General features: G+C 71.0%; 15 protein-coding genes and 1 pseudogene. 6 read left to right on the top strand and 10 right to left on the bottom strand.

Annotated features, from left to right (window positions below; translation table 11 throughout):
• The 7 genes and pseudogenes from FCI23_RS09545 to FCI23_RS09515 form a co-directional block, all read right to left on the bottom strand.
• Nucleotides 1–209, bottom strand: a pseudogene (locus tag FCI23_RS09545) (ABC transporter ATP-binding protein); the annotation flags it as partial.
• A complete protein-coding gene (locus FCI23_RS09540; protein WP_136723020.1) occupies nucleotides 202–1,137 on the bottom strand; it encodes an ABC transporter permease in 936 nt (311 codons plus the stop codon). The gene FCI23_RS09540 and the pseudogene FCI23_RS09545, both read right to left, overlap by 8 nt.
• A 38-nt stretch (nucleotides 1,138–1,175) precedes the next feature.
• On the bottom strand, nucleotides 1,176–2,048 hold the full coding sequence (locus tag FCI23_RS09535) for a glycosyltransferase family 2 protein (RefSeq protein WP_136723052.1): 873 nt from the start codon (nucleotides 2,046–2,048) through the stop codon (nucleotides 1,176–1,178).
• Nucleotides 2,049–2,077: 29 nt separating this feature from the next.
• Nucleotides 2,078–2,857 carry a CDP-alcohol phosphatidyltransferase family protein gene (locus FCI23_RS09530; RefSeq protein ID WP_136723019.1) on the bottom strand — a complete coding sequence of 260 codons (780 nt, stop codon included), beginning with the start codon at nucleotides 2,855–2,857 and terminating at the stop codon, nucleotides 2,078–2,080.
• A complete protein-coding gene (locus FCI23_RS09525; protein ID WP_136723018.1) occupies nucleotides 2,835–3,896 on the bottom strand; it encodes an iron-containing alcohol dehydrogenase family protein in 1,062 nt (353 codons plus the stop codon). Before FCI23_RS09525 ends, FCI23_RS09530 begins: the two co-directional genes overlap by 23 nt.
• Complete coding sequence (locus tag FCI23_RS09520) at nucleotides 3,884–4,642, bottom strand: phosphocholine cytidylyltransferase family protein (protein WP_136723017.1); 759 nt, start codon at nucleotides 4,640–4,642, stop codon at nucleotides 3,884–3,886. Before FCI23_RS09520 ends, FCI23_RS09525 begins: the two co-directional genes overlap by 13 nt.
• The gene (locus tag FCI23_RS09515; RefSeq protein ID WP_136723016.1) at nucleotides 4,639–6,501 is read right to left on the bottom strand and encodes a DUF5941 domain-containing protein; all 1,863 of its coding nucleotides are present in this window, start codon (nucleotides 6,499–6,501) and stop codon (nucleotides 4,639–4,641) included. The genes FCI23_RS09520 and FCI23_RS09515 overlap by 4 nt, the downstream gene beginning before the upstream one ends.
• A gap of 259 nt (nucleotides 6,502–6,760) precedes the next feature.
• Between FCI23_RS09515 and galE the strand changes: the two genes are divergently transcribed.
• The 3 genes from galE (at nucleotide 6,761) to idi (ending at nucleotide 9,604) form a co-directional block, all read left to right on the top strand.
• A complete protein-coding gene (gene galE / locus FCI23_RS09510) occupies nucleotides 6,761–7,768 on the top strand; it encodes a UDP-glucose 4-epimerase GalE (protein WP_136723015.1) in 1,008 nt (335 codons plus the stop codon).
• A gap of 179 nt (nucleotides 7,769–7,947) precedes the next feature.
• Nucleotides 7,948–8,895: a cation diffusion facilitator family transporter gene (locus FCI23_RS09505; protein WP_136723014.1), complete on the top strand. Its 948-nt coding sequence runs from the start codon at nucleotides 7,948–7,950 to the stop codon at nucleotides 8,893–8,895.
• 100 nt (nucleotides 8,896–8,995) lie between these two features.
• Nucleotides 8,996–9,604: an isopentenyl-diphosphate Delta-isomerase gene (idi, locus tag FCI23_RS09500; RefSeq protein WP_136723013.1), complete on the top strand. Its 609-nt coding sequence runs from the start codon at nucleotides 8,996–8,998 to the stop codon at nucleotides 9,602–9,604.
• Between the two features lie 69 nt (nucleotides 9,605–9,673).
• Here idi and FCI23_RS09495 read toward each other — a convergent pair whose 3' ends face one another.
• A complete protein-coding gene (locus FCI23_RS09495; protein ID WP_136723051.1) occupies nucleotides 9,674–10,168 on the bottom strand; it encodes an ATP-binding protein in 495 nt (164 codons plus the stop codon).
• Nucleotides 10,169–10,388: 220 nt separating this feature from the next.
• Here FCI23_RS09495 and FCI23_RS09490 point away from each other — a divergent pair, with 220 nt between their 5' ends.
• Both FCI23_RS09490 and FCI23_RS09485 read left to right on the top strand, forming a co-directional pair.
• The gene (locus FCI23_RS09490) at nucleotides 10,389–11,147 is read left to right on the top strand and encodes an enoyl-CoA hydratase/isomerase family protein (RefSeq protein WP_136723012.1); all 759 of its coding nucleotides are present in this window, start codon (nucleotides 10,389–10,391) and stop codon (nucleotides 11,145–11,147) included.
• Between the two features lie 61 nt (nucleotides 11,148–11,208).
• On the top strand, nucleotides 11,209–12,078 hold the full coding sequence (locus FCI23_RS09485; protein ID WP_136723011.1) for an SCO6745 family protein: 870 nt from the start codon (nucleotides 11,209–11,211) through the stop codon (nucleotides 12,076–12,078).
• A 77-nt stretch (nucleotides 12,079–12,155) separates the two neighbouring features.
• Here the strand turns inward: FCI23_RS09485 and FCI23_RS09480 are convergent, their stop codons facing one another.
• The gene (locus FCI23_RS09480; protein WP_246143584.1) at nucleotides 12,156–13,091 is read right to left on the bottom strand and encodes an EamA family transporter; all 936 of its coding nucleotides are present in this window, start codon (nucleotides 13,089–13,091) and stop codon (nucleotides 12,156–12,158) included.
• A gap of 73 nt (nucleotides 13,092–13,164) precedes the next feature.
• On the opposite strand from FCI23_RS09480, the gene FCI23_RS09475 reads away from it, so the two are divergent.
• Complete coding sequence (locus tag FCI23_RS09475; protein ID WP_136723010.1) at nucleotides 13,165–14,076, top strand: LysR family transcriptional regulator; 912 nt, start codon at nucleotides 13,165–13,167, stop codon at nucleotides 14,074–14,076.
• A gap of 294 nt (nucleotides 14,077–14,370) precedes the next feature.
• Here the strand turns inward: FCI23_RS09475 and FCI23_RS09470 are convergent, their stop codons facing one another.
• Nucleotides 14,371–15,282, bottom strand: coding sequence for a DMT family transporter (locus FCI23_RS09470; protein ID WP_169316737.1), 912 nt, complete (start codon nucleotides 15,280–15,282; stop codon nucleotides 14,371–14,373).
• Nucleotides 15,283–15,449 lie beyond the last annotated feature (167 nt).

The raw sequence follows: 15,449 nt of genomic DNA, 5'->3' as shown, positions 1-15,449 counted from the left end.
GAGCCGATGAGGCCGACCGCCTCACCCCGGTAGGCGGTGAAGCTGACACCCCGCACCGCGTGGACCCTGCGGACGTTGGGATTGCTCTTGCGGCTGACGATGCGCGACAGCGCGGCAACCGCGCTGCCACGGCCGGTGCCCGCACCGTGCACCGTATAGACAATGTGGACGTCATCGGCGATGACCGTCGGAATCAGCTGCTCAGCCACGACCGTACTGCTCCTCTGCCTTCCAGAAGTACACAAAGCCAGCGACACCCACAAAAACCGCCCAGAACAGAGCGATCGGCCACACATGCGGCGGCAGCTGTTCAGCGGTGAAGCTGTCGATGAGAGCGAACCGCATCAGATCGATGTAGACCGATACCGGGTTCACCTCCAGCAGGATCTTGAACACGTAGGGGGCACGGCCGGTCAGATTGCTGATGCTGTACATGACACCGGACATGTACATCCAGGTCCGCAGGATGAAGGGCATCAACTGCGCCAGGTCCGTCATCTTGCTGCCGAGCCGGGCCACGATCAGCGCCAGGCCGGTGTTGAACAGCGACTGCAGGAGCAGCGCGGGCGCGGCCAGGAGCCACGACCAGGTGGGCACCTCGCCGGTCATCAGTACGATGGCGAACAGCACCCCCATCGACATCAGCAGCTGCTGCAGCTGCATCAGCGTGAAGGCGATCGGCATCGAGGCACGCGGGAAGTGCAGCGCCCGGATCAGCCCGAGGTTGCCGGCGATCGCCCGGACGCCCGACATCACCGAGGATTGGGTGTAGGTGAAGATGAAGACACCGGTCACCAGGAACGCGATGAAGTTGTCGATGCCCCGGCTGGTGCCGAGCAGCAGGCCGAAGATGAGGTAGTAGACGGCCGCGTTGAGCAGCGGTGTCATGACCTGCCAGAGCTGGCCGAGCCGCGCCTCGGTGTACTGGGCCTGCACCTTCGCGGTGGCGAAGGCGACGATGAAGTGCCGCCGGTCCCACAGCTGGCGGACGTACTCGCGCAGGCCTGGGCGGGCGCCGCTGACCGCGAGGCCGTACTTGGCGGCAAGTTCGGCGGCCGACAGGCCTTCGTCGGCCGAGGGGATGGCTGCCGGTGGGAGGCTCACGGCAACCGCACCGTCGTGCGTTGTCTCGCTCACAGTTGACACTTTCGTCCGATGCTCTTTGTTCGAGCTTGTCAGATGATCGGGGGTCGGCCCAGTCGGGTCAGCCGCCACACCGTACGCCACTTCATTGTGCGGCGTGGACCGCAGGGCGTGGTCCAGCCCTCCCGGAAGCCGCCGAACCAGGCCTTGAGAGCCGGGCGGGAGGGGCGGCGGAGCAGCGTGAGCGCCATCCAGGTGCCGAGGTAGGCAGGAACCAGGGGCCAGGGGAGGTTCCGGCGGGCGAGCCAGACGCGGTTGCGGGCGACCATGCGGTGGTAAACGGCGTGGCGGCTGGGAGCCGTCGCAGGGTGGTGAAGGACCATGTCGGACCGGTAGTCGATCATCCAGCCGCCGTCGAGTGCCCGCCAGGCGAGGTCGGTCTCCTCGTGGGCGTAGAAGAACTCGTCCGGGAGGAGGCCGACCTGCTGGAAGACCGCGGTCCGTACGGCATTGGCACCGCCGAGGAAGGTGGTGACGCGCGAGGAGCGCAGCGGGTCGGAGGCCCGGAGCCGCGGCACATGACGCCGCTGGGTGGTGCCGGTCTCCGGGTCGGCGATCCGGAAGCTGACGATGCCGAGCCGCGGATCGGCGGCGAACGCCTCGCGGAGGAGCTCCCCGGTGTCCTCGTTGGGGAGCAGGCCGTCGTCGTCGAGGAAGAGCAGGACATCCACGTCGGAGCCACCGGGGCCGAAGGCCTCGATGCCGATGTTCCGGCCGCCGGGGATGCCCAGATTCTCGGGCAACTCGACGGTGCGGACGCCGTCGGCGAGCTCGGGCAGCGGGGAGCCGTTGCCAACCACGGCGACCTCGATCCGGGGGCCGCGCTGCTTGGCGACCGAGTCGAGCAGGTCGCGGAGCTCCTCGGGACGGTTGCCCATGGTGATGATCACCGCCCCGAGCCGCAGGCCCTCGGGTCTCTGCCCGGACCCGGCGTTCACCGCAACCTGCTCGATGCCAGGATGCTGACCAGGTGCAGCAGCGTCTGGAGGATCGCGATACCGGCCAGCACCGCGACGCCGAGCCGCGAGAAGAACAGGTCTCCCCTGATCATGTCCACGATCGCGAGGACCAGGACCAGCAGGGAGGCCTCGATCCCGAGGACCAGCCGGTGGAACTTCAGTGCCCCGGCGGCCCTGCGGGCCAGCGCCAGACCGGACGAACGCGGCTCGGACGCCGCCTCCTTGACCGGCGGCAGCCCGGTCTGGTGACGGGCGACGCCGACGAGGTCGGTCTCGGCCTTGATCAGAATGGCGCCGAGGGCGGCGAGGGTTCCGAGGAAGGCCCACAGCCAGTCGATCCGCCCGGGGCCCCACAGGTCGGCGGCGCGCAGGCCGAAGCCGACCAGGACCGCGGCGTCGCACAGGTACGCGCCGACCCGGTCCAGGTACACCCCGCCGAGCGAGAACTGCTTCTTCCAGCGGGCGATCTCGCCGTCGACACAGTCCAGGAGCAGGTAGAGCTGGACCATCAGCACACCGAGCACCGCGCCCGGTATTCCCGGCACCAGCAGGGCCGGGGCGGCGAGGACGCCGAAGACGGTCATCAGGTAGGTCAGCTGGTTGGGCGTGACCCTGGTGTTCACCAGGTGCCGGTCGATGCGCAGCGACAGCTCGCGCATGTAGAGCCGGCCGCCCCAGTGCTCGCCGCTCCGCCGGTCCTTCACGCCGGGGGGGTGAACGACCGGACGCAGTTCAGCTACTGATGGTTTTGGCATAGTCGGCGTAAGCGTCCCTGATCTCGTCGGTGGAGAGTTCCAGATGTTCCAGGATGGTGTAGCGCCCGGGGCGGGTTTGAGGGGCGTACTTGACCGCCTCGATGAACTCGAATTCGGTGAAGCCGATCTCCTCGGGGATGACCGGCAGTCCATGGCGGCGCAGCACCTCGGCGAAGAGTCCGGCGTCCTCGCGCGCGCCGCGCAGGAACATCGCGAAGGCGGCACCGATGCCGACCTGCTCGCCGTGGGCGGCCGCGCGTTTGGGGTGGAGCAGGTCGATGGCGTGGCTGATCTCGTGGCAGGCGCCGGATGCGGGCCGGGTGTCGCCGCTGACGGACATGGCGATACCGGTGAGCACCAGGGCTTCGGAGAGTGTGGTGAGGAAGGCGTCGTCGCCGGTGCCGCCGGGGTGGCGCAGCACGGACTCGCCCGCGGTGCGGGCCATGGCGGCGGCGAGGCCGTCGATCGGCTCGCCGGTCTCGCGGTGGGACAGCTCCCAGTCGGCGATCGCCGAGATGTTGGAGATCGCGTCGCCGATGCCGGACCGTACGAAGCGGACCGGGGCCTCGCGGATCACATTGAGGTCGATGACCAGGCCGATCGGGCCCGGCACACCGTAGGAGCCGCGGCCGTTGTCGTTGTCCAGGGTGGACACCGGCGAGCAGAGGCCGTCGTGCGAGAGGTTGGTCGCGACGGCGACCAACGGCAGCCCGACGCGGGCGGCGGCGTACTTGGCGGCGTCGATGATCTTGCCGCCGCCCAGGCCGACCACGGCGTCGTAGCGCCTGCCCCGTATGGCGTCGGCGAGCTTGACCGCGCCGTCGATGGTGCCGCCGGAGACCTCGTACCAGTCGGCGCCGGGCAGGGCCGGGGTGAGCCGCTCGCGCAGCACCGCGCCGGAGCCGGCGCTGATGGCGATGGCCAGCTTGCCGGAGCTGGAGATCCGCTGGTCGGCCAGCAGGCCTGCCAGGTCGTCCAGCGCTCCCGCACGGATGTCCACGACAACCGGCGAGGGGATGAGCCTCGTCAGTACTGGCACGCGATCTCCCTGGCCCGGTTGAGGTCGTCGTGATTGTCGATCTCTACCCAGTACAGCTCGCCGATGGGGGCGGTGTCGATCCGGAAGCCGCGGTTGACGAGTTCCTGGTAGCCGTCCTCGTAGTAGAGCTGCGGGTCGCGCTCGAAGGTGGTCTTGAGCGCGTCGGCGAGTTCGGCGGCGGCGTCGGCCTCGATCAGGGTCAAACCGATGTACTCGCCACTCGCGGCGGCGGGTTCCATCAATTTGGTGATCCGCCGAACGCCCCTTGACGGCACGGACGGGTCGGTGACGACCTTCATCTCCTCGTCGCCGAGCGTCTTCACCGTGTCCAGAGCGAGGATGATCTTCTGGCCCTGGCCTCGGGCGCCGAGCAGGGTCTTCTCCACGGAGACGGGGTGCACGGTGTCGCCGTTGGCGAGGATCACGCCCTCCTTGAGGACGTCACGGGCGGTCCAGAGGGAGTAGGCGTTGTTCCACTCCTCGGCCTTGTCGTTCTCGACCAGGTGCAGCTTGACGCCGTACTTGCTCTCCAGGGCGGCCTGGCGCTCGTAGACGGCCTCCTTGCGGTAGCCCACGACGATGGCCACGTCGGTCAGGCCTACCTCGGCGAAGTTGCCGAGGGTCAGGTCGAGGACGGTCGTTGTCCCCTCCCCCGCCGGGTCCACCGGCACCAGGGCCTTGGGCAGCGTGTCGGTGTAGGGGCGCAGACGCCTTCCGGCACCGGCTGCCAGCACTAGGCCGATCATGCGGGTTCTCCTGTTTCGTCGTGTACTGCGGGTGCCTGCGAGGACACCCAGAAGCGGATGCTCTCGGAGAGCACCAGCACGGCGAGTGCCACTGCGAGGGCCGTCAGCACGACTGTGAAGCCGGTGCTGCCGACGAACGCGGCCGCGACGGCGGTCACTGCCAGCGCCCTGCCCTCCTGGCCGCCGAGCACACGCACCAGGGTCCGTGGAGGCGCCCCCGTACCGCCACGGATGCGGTACACCGTGTCGTAGTGATGGTAGGCGACAGCGGCCACCAGGCCGAAAGCGGCGGGCAACGCGCCGTTAACTTCGCAGACGGCCGCGAGTGCCAGCACAGTTCCGTATTCCGCTGCCCGGAAGAACGGCGGCACCAGCCAGTCCAGGGCGCCCTTGAGGGGGCTCGCGACGGCGAAGCCGGACGTGACCACATACACGGCGGCGGCCAGGACCGGCCACCAGCTGCCGGCCGGGGCCAGCGCCGAGGTGATGACGAGGGCGGCGGCGCCGAGCAGTGCCACGGCCGGGGCCGCGGCGGCCAGCAGCCGGCGGGACAGGGGGGCCAGCACCCTCGCGACGGCCTCGGCGAGCAGGCCGCTGTCGGTCAGCTCGGCGAGGGCCCCGGCGGAGCGGTCGGTGCGGGTCGCCTTGCGGGTGAGCGTGCGCAGCAGCCGTCCGGCGGTGGTGTAGCAGGCGGCGAGGGCGCAGCCGGTAAGCAGGACGCAGAGGGTGATACGGGGGGTGGTGGCCGCGGTGAACAGGGCCATCAGCGCCCAGCGTTCACCGATCGGCAGCACTATCATCCGCCGCAGCCATATGGTCCAGCCGAGGCGGTCGAGCCTGTCGGAGAGGGCGGCGGCGGGGCTGGTGTTGCCGGTGACGCCCTGCGCGTCCTGAATGGACTCGTTGAAGGAGAAGTCCACGACGTGGCGGCAGATCTGCAGCACCATCGCGCCGAGCGCGAGAGTCCAGACGTCATCGCTGCCGCCCCGGGAGGCGCCGAGGGCCAGGCCCGCGTAGTAGGCGTACTCCTTGGCCCGGTCGAAGGTCGCGTCGAGCCAGGCGCCGAGCGTCGAGTACTGCAGGGAGTACCGGGCGAGCTGGCCGTCGGTGCAGTCGAGGACGAACGAGGCCAGCAGCAGCCCGCCCGCGGCGACGAAGCCGGGCCGGGTGCCGGTGGCCGCGCTCGCGGCGGCGAGCAGCGCGACGAGCAGGGACGCGGTGGTCACCTGATTCGGCGTCAGCCCCCGGCGGGCGCACCAACGGGCGATGTACCGCGAGTAGGGGCTGACGAAGTGGGTGGTGAAGAAGCCGTCCCGGGACTTCACGGCGCTGCAAAGCCGTACGGCTTCGTCGTCGACCGACGCCACGGCGGACTGAGCGGTTGCGCGTTCGGCCTCGTCGGCGGGCACGGTGGCGATCAGCACGCCCAGTTCGGGCCGGTGTACGACGACGCCTTCGGCTTCGAGCAGCGAGGCGAGGGCGTCGGGCAGCGGGGCACCGCCTACGGCGACCGGCCCGGCGGCCGCGGGCACTGTCGGGGCGGTCAGCGCCCTCGCCAGGACGGGCCGCGCCTGGGCCTGGACCGACAGCGCGCCCGCAACCGCGGCGGCGGGGAAGCGGGGGTCGGTCAGCGCCAGCCTCAGGGCGTGGACATGGCCGGTGAAGCGCCGGTCGACGACAGCCACCCGCTCGCCGGCCGGGACGGCGGCGAGCCGGGCGGCGAGGGCGCCGGTGTCAGCGACTGCGGCCGCGGTGTCAGCGGGGTCACCGGCTGTTACCAGGGCGAAGCCGAGGTCACGCAGGTCGCCCTCGATCGGCGACGCCGCGACCGGCGGGCCGGTGAGGATGGCGGTCGACAGACGGACTCACTCCCTGAAAAGCGTGGGGCTGGGGCCGGGGCGCGGCAGGGCAACTGCGTACGGTCGGCACACGGGAGGCACAGGTGCCTGTGGGTTGAACGCAGAGGCTATCCGATACCCGGCGGCATACGTTCACCGCCCGTTTACTTCGTCTTCAGCCCCGCGGTCCCGGCAGAACGTCCGTGCGGCGCGATCATCATGGTCGATTCCGGGTCGCCCGGACAACTGGCGGCCCCCCGCCGATAGGTAGGGTGGCCGCATGACGTGGCTGATCACAGGTGGTACTGGTTTCATCGGGGCGCACGTCGTACGGGCGATGACCCGGGCCGGGGAACGTGTCGTGGTGTACGACGACGGCTCGACCGGTGTCGCCTCACGGATCCCCGGCGCGGTGCCCGTTGTGAGCGGCTCCACTCTCGACCGCGGGACGCTGGACCGTACCCTCGCGGAGCACGGCATCACCGGAGTCGTCCATCTCGCGGCGAGGAAGCAGGTCGGCGAGTCGGTCGAACAGCCGCTGCGGTACTACCGGGAGAACGTCGGCGGTCTGGGGACACTGCTGGAGGCGGTGGCGGCGGCGGGGATCACCCGCTTTGTCTTCTCGTCGTCCGCGGCCGTCTACGGCCTGCCCGACGTGGACCTCGTGACGGAGGACACACCGTGCGCGCCGGTGAGCCCGTACGGGGAGACCAAGCTGGCCGGTGAGTGGCTGGTGCGGGCCACCGGGCAGGCGCACGGCATCGCCACCGCCTGCCTGCGCTATTTCAACGTGGCGGGCGCGGCCGGCCCGGAGCTGTCGGACATCGGGGTCTTCAATATCGTCCCGATGGTCTTCGACCGGCTGACCAGGGGAGAAGCCCCGGCGATCTTCGGCGACGACTATCCGACGCCGGACGGCACCTGCCTCCGCGACTACATCCACGTCGAGGACATCGCCGACGCCCATCTCGCCGTCGCGCGCAAGCTCGCGGACCACGACGGCGCCGGCGATCTGACGGTGAACATCGGCCGCGGCGAGGGGGTCTCGGTGCGCGAGCTGATGCGGCTGATCATCGAGGTCACCGGGTACGGGGACGTGGTTCCCGTCGTCGCGCCGCGCCGCCCGGGCGACCCGGCGCGGGTCGTGGCGGCGGCCGGGCTGATCCGCAAGGAGCTGGGCTGGTCCGCGAACCACTCGGTACGCGACATGGTCGAGTCGGCCTGGGAGGGCTGGCTGCTGCACCACCCCGAGGCCCGCCGGGACAAGGCTGTGTCCGGCCGGTCATGAACGGCCCCTTTCCCGACCGTGCCCGCCACGGAGCCGCCCCGAGCCGTGTCCGGCGGATCGCCGCAGGTCACCCCGCATGACAACGGTCACCGGTACAGGGTTGCCCACAGTGCGTGACCAAGGTTCACTGAGGTCCGGGCCGGCGTCCGTCGGCCTCGATCCGGAAGGGGCCGCGTTCCATGGGGGCAGGGCACTCGCACTCGCACAGCCACGGGCCAGCCCCGCGTGAAGTGACCGGAACGGCCGCGGCCGCGTACCGCGGGCGGCTGCGGACCGCGCTGGGCATCACGCTGCTGGTTCTGGCGACGGAGATCGTCGGCAGCGTCGTCACCGGCTCGCTCGCGCTGCTCGCGGACGCGGGCCACATGGCGACCGACGCGGCCGGTATCGTCATGTCGCTGGTGGCCGTCCACTTCGCCAACCGCCCCCCGAGCGAGCGCCGGACCTTCGGCCTGGCGCGGGCCGAGATCCTCTCCGCCGTCCTGAACGCGGCGCTGCTCTTCGGCGTGGGCGCGTACATCTTCTACGAGGCCGTGCACCGGCTGATCAGCCCGGCCGATGTGGCCGGCGGGACGACGATCGTCTTCGGCCTGATCGGCCTGGCCGCCAACACCGTCTCCCTCACGCTGCTGATGCGGGGGCAGGGGGAGAGCCTGACTGTCCGGGGCGCGTTCCTGGAGGTCATGGCGGACGCCCTGGGCTCACTGGCGGTGGTCGTGGCGGCCCTGGTGATTCTCACCACAGGCTGGCGGCAGGCCGACCCGACGGCGTCCCTGCTGATCGGGCTGATGATCGTCCCGCGTACGTGGAAGCTGCTGCGCGAAGCCGTCGACGTACTGCTCGAGGCCGCGCCGAGGGACGTGGACATGGCCGAGGTCCGGGCGCACATCCTGGCCCTGCCGGAGGTGGAGGGGCTGCACGACCTGCATGTCTGGACGATCACTTCCGGTATGCCGGTATTGTCCGCACATGTAGTGGTAAGTCAGGACGCACTGAATTCGGTCGGACACGAGAAGTTGCTGCACGATCTGCAAGGCTGTCTCGGCGACCACTTCGACGTAGCGCACTGCACCTTCCAGTTGGAGCCCCGCGGGCATGCCGAACACGAGGCCAAGCTCTGCCATTGATTGCCGTTAATGCCACTAATCAAGCCGTGCAGCCGCAGGTCGCGACGGCACGTGAGGCAAACTGAGGGCTTGACTTCGTTGCAGAACACAAAGGATGGCTATGCCAACCAGTCCCGCCTCCGGCCGCCCCGGTACCCCCACGGCGGACCCCTCCTCCAACGGTGCCGCGGCACCGATCATGCTTGAGCTCGTCGACGAGAACGGGGTGACGATCGGCACCGCCGAGAAGCTGTCAGCGCATCTGGCACCGGGACGGCTGCACCGGGCTTTCTCGGTCTTCCTCTTCGACGAGGACGGCAGGCTGCTGCTCCAGCGCCGGGCACTGGGCAAGTACCACTCCCCCGGGGTCTGGTCGAACACCTGCTGCGGCCACCCGTACCCGGCCGAGCCGCCGTTCGTCGCGGCAGCCCGTCGCACCGCTGAGGAACTGGGGGCCCCGCCCGCGGTACTGCAGGAGGGTGGCACGGTCCGCTACAACCATCCCGATCCCGCGTCCGGGCTGGTCGAGCAGGAATACAACCACCTCTTCGTCGGGCTGATCCGGGCCGAGCTGCGTCCGGACCCGGACGAGATCGGCGAGACCGCCTTCGTCACGCCCGTGGATCTTGAGGAGCTGCAGGAGTCCGGCCCGTTCTCGGCCTGGTTCCCGACCGTTCTGGAGGCGGCACTGCCGGCCATCCGCGAATTCAACGGTGACGCCGGCTGGTAACGCTGCTCCGGGGCCTGTCCGGCCGGTCTCCTTGGCGGCACTGGCGGAGACCGGCCGGACAGGCCGGCCCTACCGGGCCGCGGCGCCCGGCAGGGGAAGCGCGGCCCAGATCACCTTGCCGCCGGATTCGGTCTGCTCCACATCGCACACCCCGCCGGCCTGCGCGGTGATCGCCTTCACCAGCAGCAGACCGCGTCCGCCGATCTGCCCGAGATCGGCTTCCAGCGCTTTAGGGCGGTACGGATGGTTGTCCTCGACGGCCACCCGCACCCAGTTGGCGCCGACCGCGACCTCGACGGAGATCTCCGGGGAGAGCAGCGCCGCGTGCCGGACCGAGTTGGTGACCAACTCGGAGACGATCAGCAACAGGCCCTGCACCAGTTCGTCGTCGGCAGGCACCTTGCGGCTGGCCAGCAGTTCCCGTACCGCGTGCCGGGCCTGCGGCACCGAGACGTCCAGCGCGGGGGTGGTGAACCTCCATGCCCCCTCGTACGGGAGCGGGCCGGCCGGAGCCGGAGTCTCAGCGGGCACCGGATCGGACGGGACGCTCCCGCAGACCTCCATGGCGGCATTCACCCTCGTATTTCGTGCGCGATGCTCCCCGCAGCCCCCGCCCGCGCCCGCACCGGGCGAGAGCGGGATCCGCCTCACAGACCGAGTCTCGGTAACCGGGGGACACAGTCGGGCTGCTGACCGTAAGTCCATATATTTCGACAGCTTCTGCTGATTTACGCGCGCTGCAGGCGCTCCGGTGATCGCTTCTGGCCCGGATAAGATCCGGCATATGCCCGCACCGCATAAGCCCGGCCTGCTCCTGGACACGGCCGACGGCACCGCCACGGTCACGATCAACAACCCCGCCAAGCGCAACGCCATGACCGACGGCATGTGGCGGGCGCTGCCCTCGATGCTCGACGGCCTCGCCGCCGACCCCGCGGTGCGGGTGCTGGTGCTCACCGGCGCCGGCGACACCTTCTGCGCCGGCGCCGACATCTCGGCCCTGCGGGACGGCGACCCCCAGGGCGCCGCCGGCACAGCCGAGGAGGCCCTCGCCACCTTCCCCAAGCCCACCCTCGCCGCCATCCGCGGCTTCTGCGTGGGCGGCGGCTGCCAACTCGCCGCCGCCTGTGACCTGCGCTTCACCGCCGAGGGCGCACGCTTCGGGATCACCCCGGCGAAGCTCGGCATCGTCTACCCCGCCTCCTCCACCCGGCGGCTGGTCGGCCTGGTCGGACCCTCGGCCGCCAAATTCCTGCTGTTCTCCGCCGAGTTGATCGGCCACGAGCGAGCGCTCCGGACCGGGCTCGTGGACGAGGTACTGCCTGACGGCGACGCGCTCGACAAACGCGTCGCCGAGTTCGCGGGCGTGCTCGCCTCGCGCTCCCGGCTCACCCAGGCGGCGGCCAAGGAGTTCGCCGCGCCCGACCTCGACCCGGCCCGGGTGGAACACTGGGCGCGGCAGAGCCGCGAGAGCGGCGACCTGGCGGAGGGCGTCGCCGCGTTCCTGGAACGGCGTCAACCCCGGTTCACCTGGATGGGCTGATTCTTCCCGCCGAGTGCGCACCTCTTCTGTTCCATGCTGACCGGTCGGTAACATGTCTGCCATGACGACCTCCGCCCTGGACCCGCGCGCGGCCCGCCACTGCCACAACGTCATCAACCCGCTGCACTCCTCGCTCTACTTCGCGCCGGAGTACGACACCGGGCTCACCGGGCTCGGGCTCGAGCGGGGCTCCATGGTCTACTTCGCCGGGCGGGCGGCGCCGCTCGGTACGGTCGGCGCGGGCACCGTCACCGCGACCTTCTACAACTTCAACCACGAGCTGGTGGCCCGAGCCATCCCCCGCGCCTGGACCATCGCCGCACCGGCCGCCGTCCTCGACGCGCGGCTGAGCGCCGCGGGCGCCGTCCTCACCAGGCTGCTCGGCTCCGACGCCATCGCCTCGAAGGAGCTCGCCGAGACCGCCGAACTCGCCCTGCGGGCCGCCGAAGCCTGCCACCGCGAAGCCCGGCCTCTCTACGCCGCCAACGCCGGCCTGCCCGTCCCCGAGGAGCCCCACCTCGCCTTGTGGCATGCCGCCACACTGCTGCGCGAGCACCGCGGTGACGGCCACCTCGCCGCCCTCGCCGCCGCCGAGCTCAGCGGCCTGGAGGCCCTGGTCACCCACACCGCCACCGGCAAGGCCATGACCGCTCGCGCTTTCCAGCGCACCCGCGGCTGGTCCCCCGACCAGTGGTCCGCCGCCCAGGCCAGGCTCCGCGACCGCGGCCTGCTCGACGCCGACGGCGAACTGACCGCCGCGGGCACCGAACTGCGCCGCGAAATCGAGACCGTCACCGACCGCCTCGACCTGGCCCCGTACGAGCACCTGGGCGCGGCCGGCGTGAAACGTCTCACCGAGCTCGCCACGACCTTCACCCAGGCCGCCCTGGCGGCCGGGGCCTTCCCCGCCCAGGTCTTCGGCAAGGGCTGACCGGCCGGTAAAAGCAACCTTTCGGCCGGCATCGGCGAAGTCCGCCGACTTCGACCTGGAGGCGGGCAGCAAGCTCTTCACCGGGAAGGCTCGGCTGGACACGACGGCGTACTCGACGAACGTCGGGTGACCTCGCGGCTGCCGCCCGGAGCGCGGCGCTCGGCGCGGGCGGCACCGATGCCGGCGACGACGACGAGGGCGGTGCCGGCTGCCTGGACGGCGGTGGGGATCTGGGAGATCAGCACCATGCCGGCCAGCAGGCTGACCGCGGGCTCCATGCCGACGAGGGTGCCGTAGGCGGTGCTGCCGATGCGCTGCAGCGCCTTCATCTCCAGGAGGTAGGGGACGAGCGGCATGAGTACGGCGATCCCGGCGACCGCCGCGATCACGCCCCAACGCGGAGCGGCGACCACCTGCGGTGCCCCGAAAGGGGCGGTGAAGAGGGCGGCAGCGGTCAGCGAGACCGCGAGGCCGTGCTGGGCGGAGAAGCGGCTGCCGATGTGCTGCGTACCGATGACGTACAGCGCCCAGCAGACGCCTGCCGCGAGCCCGAACAGCACTCCGGCAAGGCCGACACCGCCGGTCCAGGGCGAGGTGAGCAGCAGGACCCCGGCCGCGGCGAGGGCCAGCCAGGCCAGTTCGCGGGGCCGCCGGGAGGCGGCGACCGCCACGGCGAGCGGGCCGAGGAACTCCAGCGCGGTGGCGGTGCCGAGCGGGATGCGGGCGGCGGATTCGGAGAAGAGCAGCATCATCCCGCCGCTGGCGGCTCCCAGGAGCAGTGCGGCGGACAGGTCGGCACGCGGGGTGCTCCGCAGGACCGGCCAGAGGGAGCGGCCGGTGAGGGCGAGCAGCAGGAGCGCGGCGAAGCTCACCCGCAGCCAGGTGGTCCCGGCGGCGCCGACGTCGTCGAAGAACCTGGTCGCCAGGGCGCTGCCGGTGTGCAGCACGGTCATCGCGGCGAGGATCAGCACAGCCCCGGGGAGGCGGCGGGAGATGGCATCGGTCGGGGTCACGTGGATCATTGGACCGGGCATCGTCCGTTTCTGTCCACGGGCCATTGGCGGACACATTGTTTACGATCAGTGGATGGACGCACTTCCTGATCTGGGGCGGCTGCGGCTGCTCGTCGAGCTCAGCCGTCTCGGCACGATGGCCGCCGTCGCCGAGCGCACCGGCTACGGCACCTCAGCGGTCTCCAAGCACCTCGCCGTGCTGGAGCAGGAGATCGGCGCACCGCTGCTCGCCCCCGTCGGCCGCCGGGTGCGGCTCACCCCCGCGGGTGAGCGGCTGGTGGAACACGCGGTCGGCATCCTGGCGGCGGTGGAGGAGGCCCGCGCCGAACTGTGCGGCGAGGCCGGGCCGGCCGGGCGGATGCGGCTCGCCGGCTACGCCAGCGCCACTGAGCAGGTCGTCGTACCGGCACTCGTACGACTGCGGACCGAGCACCCGGGCGTCGAGGCGCAGCTGTACGAGCACGAGCCCGAGCAGACACTGCAGCTGCTGCTCGCCGGGGACATCGATCTCGGGGTCATCTACGACTACAGCCTCGTGCCGCGCGAGGTGCCGAGCGGCCTCAGCGTCCGGCACCTTGCCGCTGAGCCGCTCCATCTGGCCCTCCCCGCCGCGTACGGTGCCGGGCAGGGCCCGGCCGCCCTGCCGGACCTGCGGCAGCTGGCGGGGGCGGGTTGGATCACCAACTCCCGGGGCACCGATGACGACGAGCTGGTGCAGCGGGTCTGTGCGCTGGCCGGCTTCACGCCCCGTATCGCCCACCGGGTCGACAGCCTGCACCTGATCAACATGCTGGCCGGTGCCGGCCTCGGAGTCGCGCTGCTGGCCGATTCGGGGGTCGAGCGGCACCGTACGGATGTGGTCTTCCGGCCGCTGGACCCGCTGCTCGGGACGCGGCGCAGTTTCCTGGTGGCCCGGCGCGGCCAGTGGTCATGGCCCCCCATCGCCTGCGCGGCCCGCGCGCTGGCCGAGGCCGCGCAGAACTAGGGCCTGTCCGGCCGATCTCCGTGGGAGAAGGAGCGGCCCGCCGCGCCAGCGGCTGACGTCCGCAGCGGCGCCTGTGATCGCAAGGCGCCGGACTGCCCTCGATGGGGGTCCCCCCTGCTCGAGCGAAGCCGAGAGCTTGGGGTTGGGGGTACCTCCCGGCCGAAGGCTGGGGGAGAGCTACTGGGGCAGTCCGGCAACGCCGCGAGCTCCCCCAGCTACCGCTGGGAGGTGCCCCCAGTGCCAGGGCACGCGACGCCGCGGAGATCGGCCGGACAGGCCCTGGCGGGCGGACGGTCAGCGGAGCGCCCTCGGCGGTTCCCCGGCCCCGGTCAGGGGTTCGGCGGCCCGATTGGACGGCTCCAAAGGCTGGATCGCCGGGTGCCGGCCGAGCAGCACGACACCGATGGTGATCGCCGCCAGCCCCGCCGCCTCCCATGCCAGCGCGCCCGGCGTCACCCGCACCCGGTCGCCGAGGAAGCCCACTCCGCACGCTATGCCGGCCAGCGGCTGGGCGGCGGTCAGCGCCGGCAGCGACATCCGCAGCGGCGCCGTTTCGAACGCGCTCTGTACGAGGACCAGGCCGGTGAGACCGATCCCCAGCACCGCGTACGGCTGCCAGTGCATCGCGAGTGCCGCGATTCCCTCCTCCCCCGCGAGCTGTCCCGAGATACGGGTGAGGGCGTCCTGCAACCCGTACAACAGCCCCGCCGCGAGCGCCAGCAGCGTGGCCTCCCGCGACGGGCTCAGCCGCTTCGCACACCCCACCAGCAGCACCGCGATCCCGGCGACGATGCCCACCACCACCCAGTGCCGCAGCGCCCCGGCTTGGGGGCCGCCACCGGACGGCTGCCCCGCGACGATGAACGTGGTGACCCCTAGAGCCAGCAGCCCGACCCCCGACCACCCCTTCCAGCCGAGTCGCTGGCCGGTGAAGCGGCGCGACAGCGCCATCGCGAAGAGCAGATTCGTCGCGGTGAGCGGCTCGACCAGCGATACCTCGCCCTTGGTCAGCGCCAGCGCGCTGAGCACCATCCCGCTGACCATCAGCGCGATGCCCAGCAGCCATTCCGGCATCCGCATCAGGTCGAGCAGCAACCGGAATGACAGGAAATCCGACAGCGGCGCCCGCTGTGCGGCCCGCTGCTGCAGCACAAAACCGAGTCCCAGGCAGCACGCGGCGCTGATCCCGAGCAGAAACACGACCACGTCGTCATCCTCCCGACCCGACCACCAACCGCAAGCTGCTTTGAGCCGACGATAGCGCGCCCGGACGCAAGACGGCGATCGCCTTGCGCCGACCGGGACCCGGCGCTAGGGCCTGCGGCGTGGCCTGGAGGAAGGAGCGGTATCTGGTGCCTGCGATCGCAGGGCGG

Origin of the sequence: Actinacidiphila oryziradicis (genome assembly GCF_005047355.1) — a bacterium.
Classification (GTDB): Bacteria; Actinomycetota; Actinomycetes; order Streptomycetales; family Streptomycetaceae; genus Actinacidiphila; species Actinacidiphila oryziradicis.
The sequence above is the reverse complement of the archived record's forward strand: the minus strand, read 5'-3'. Positions and strand labels throughout refer to the sequence as shown.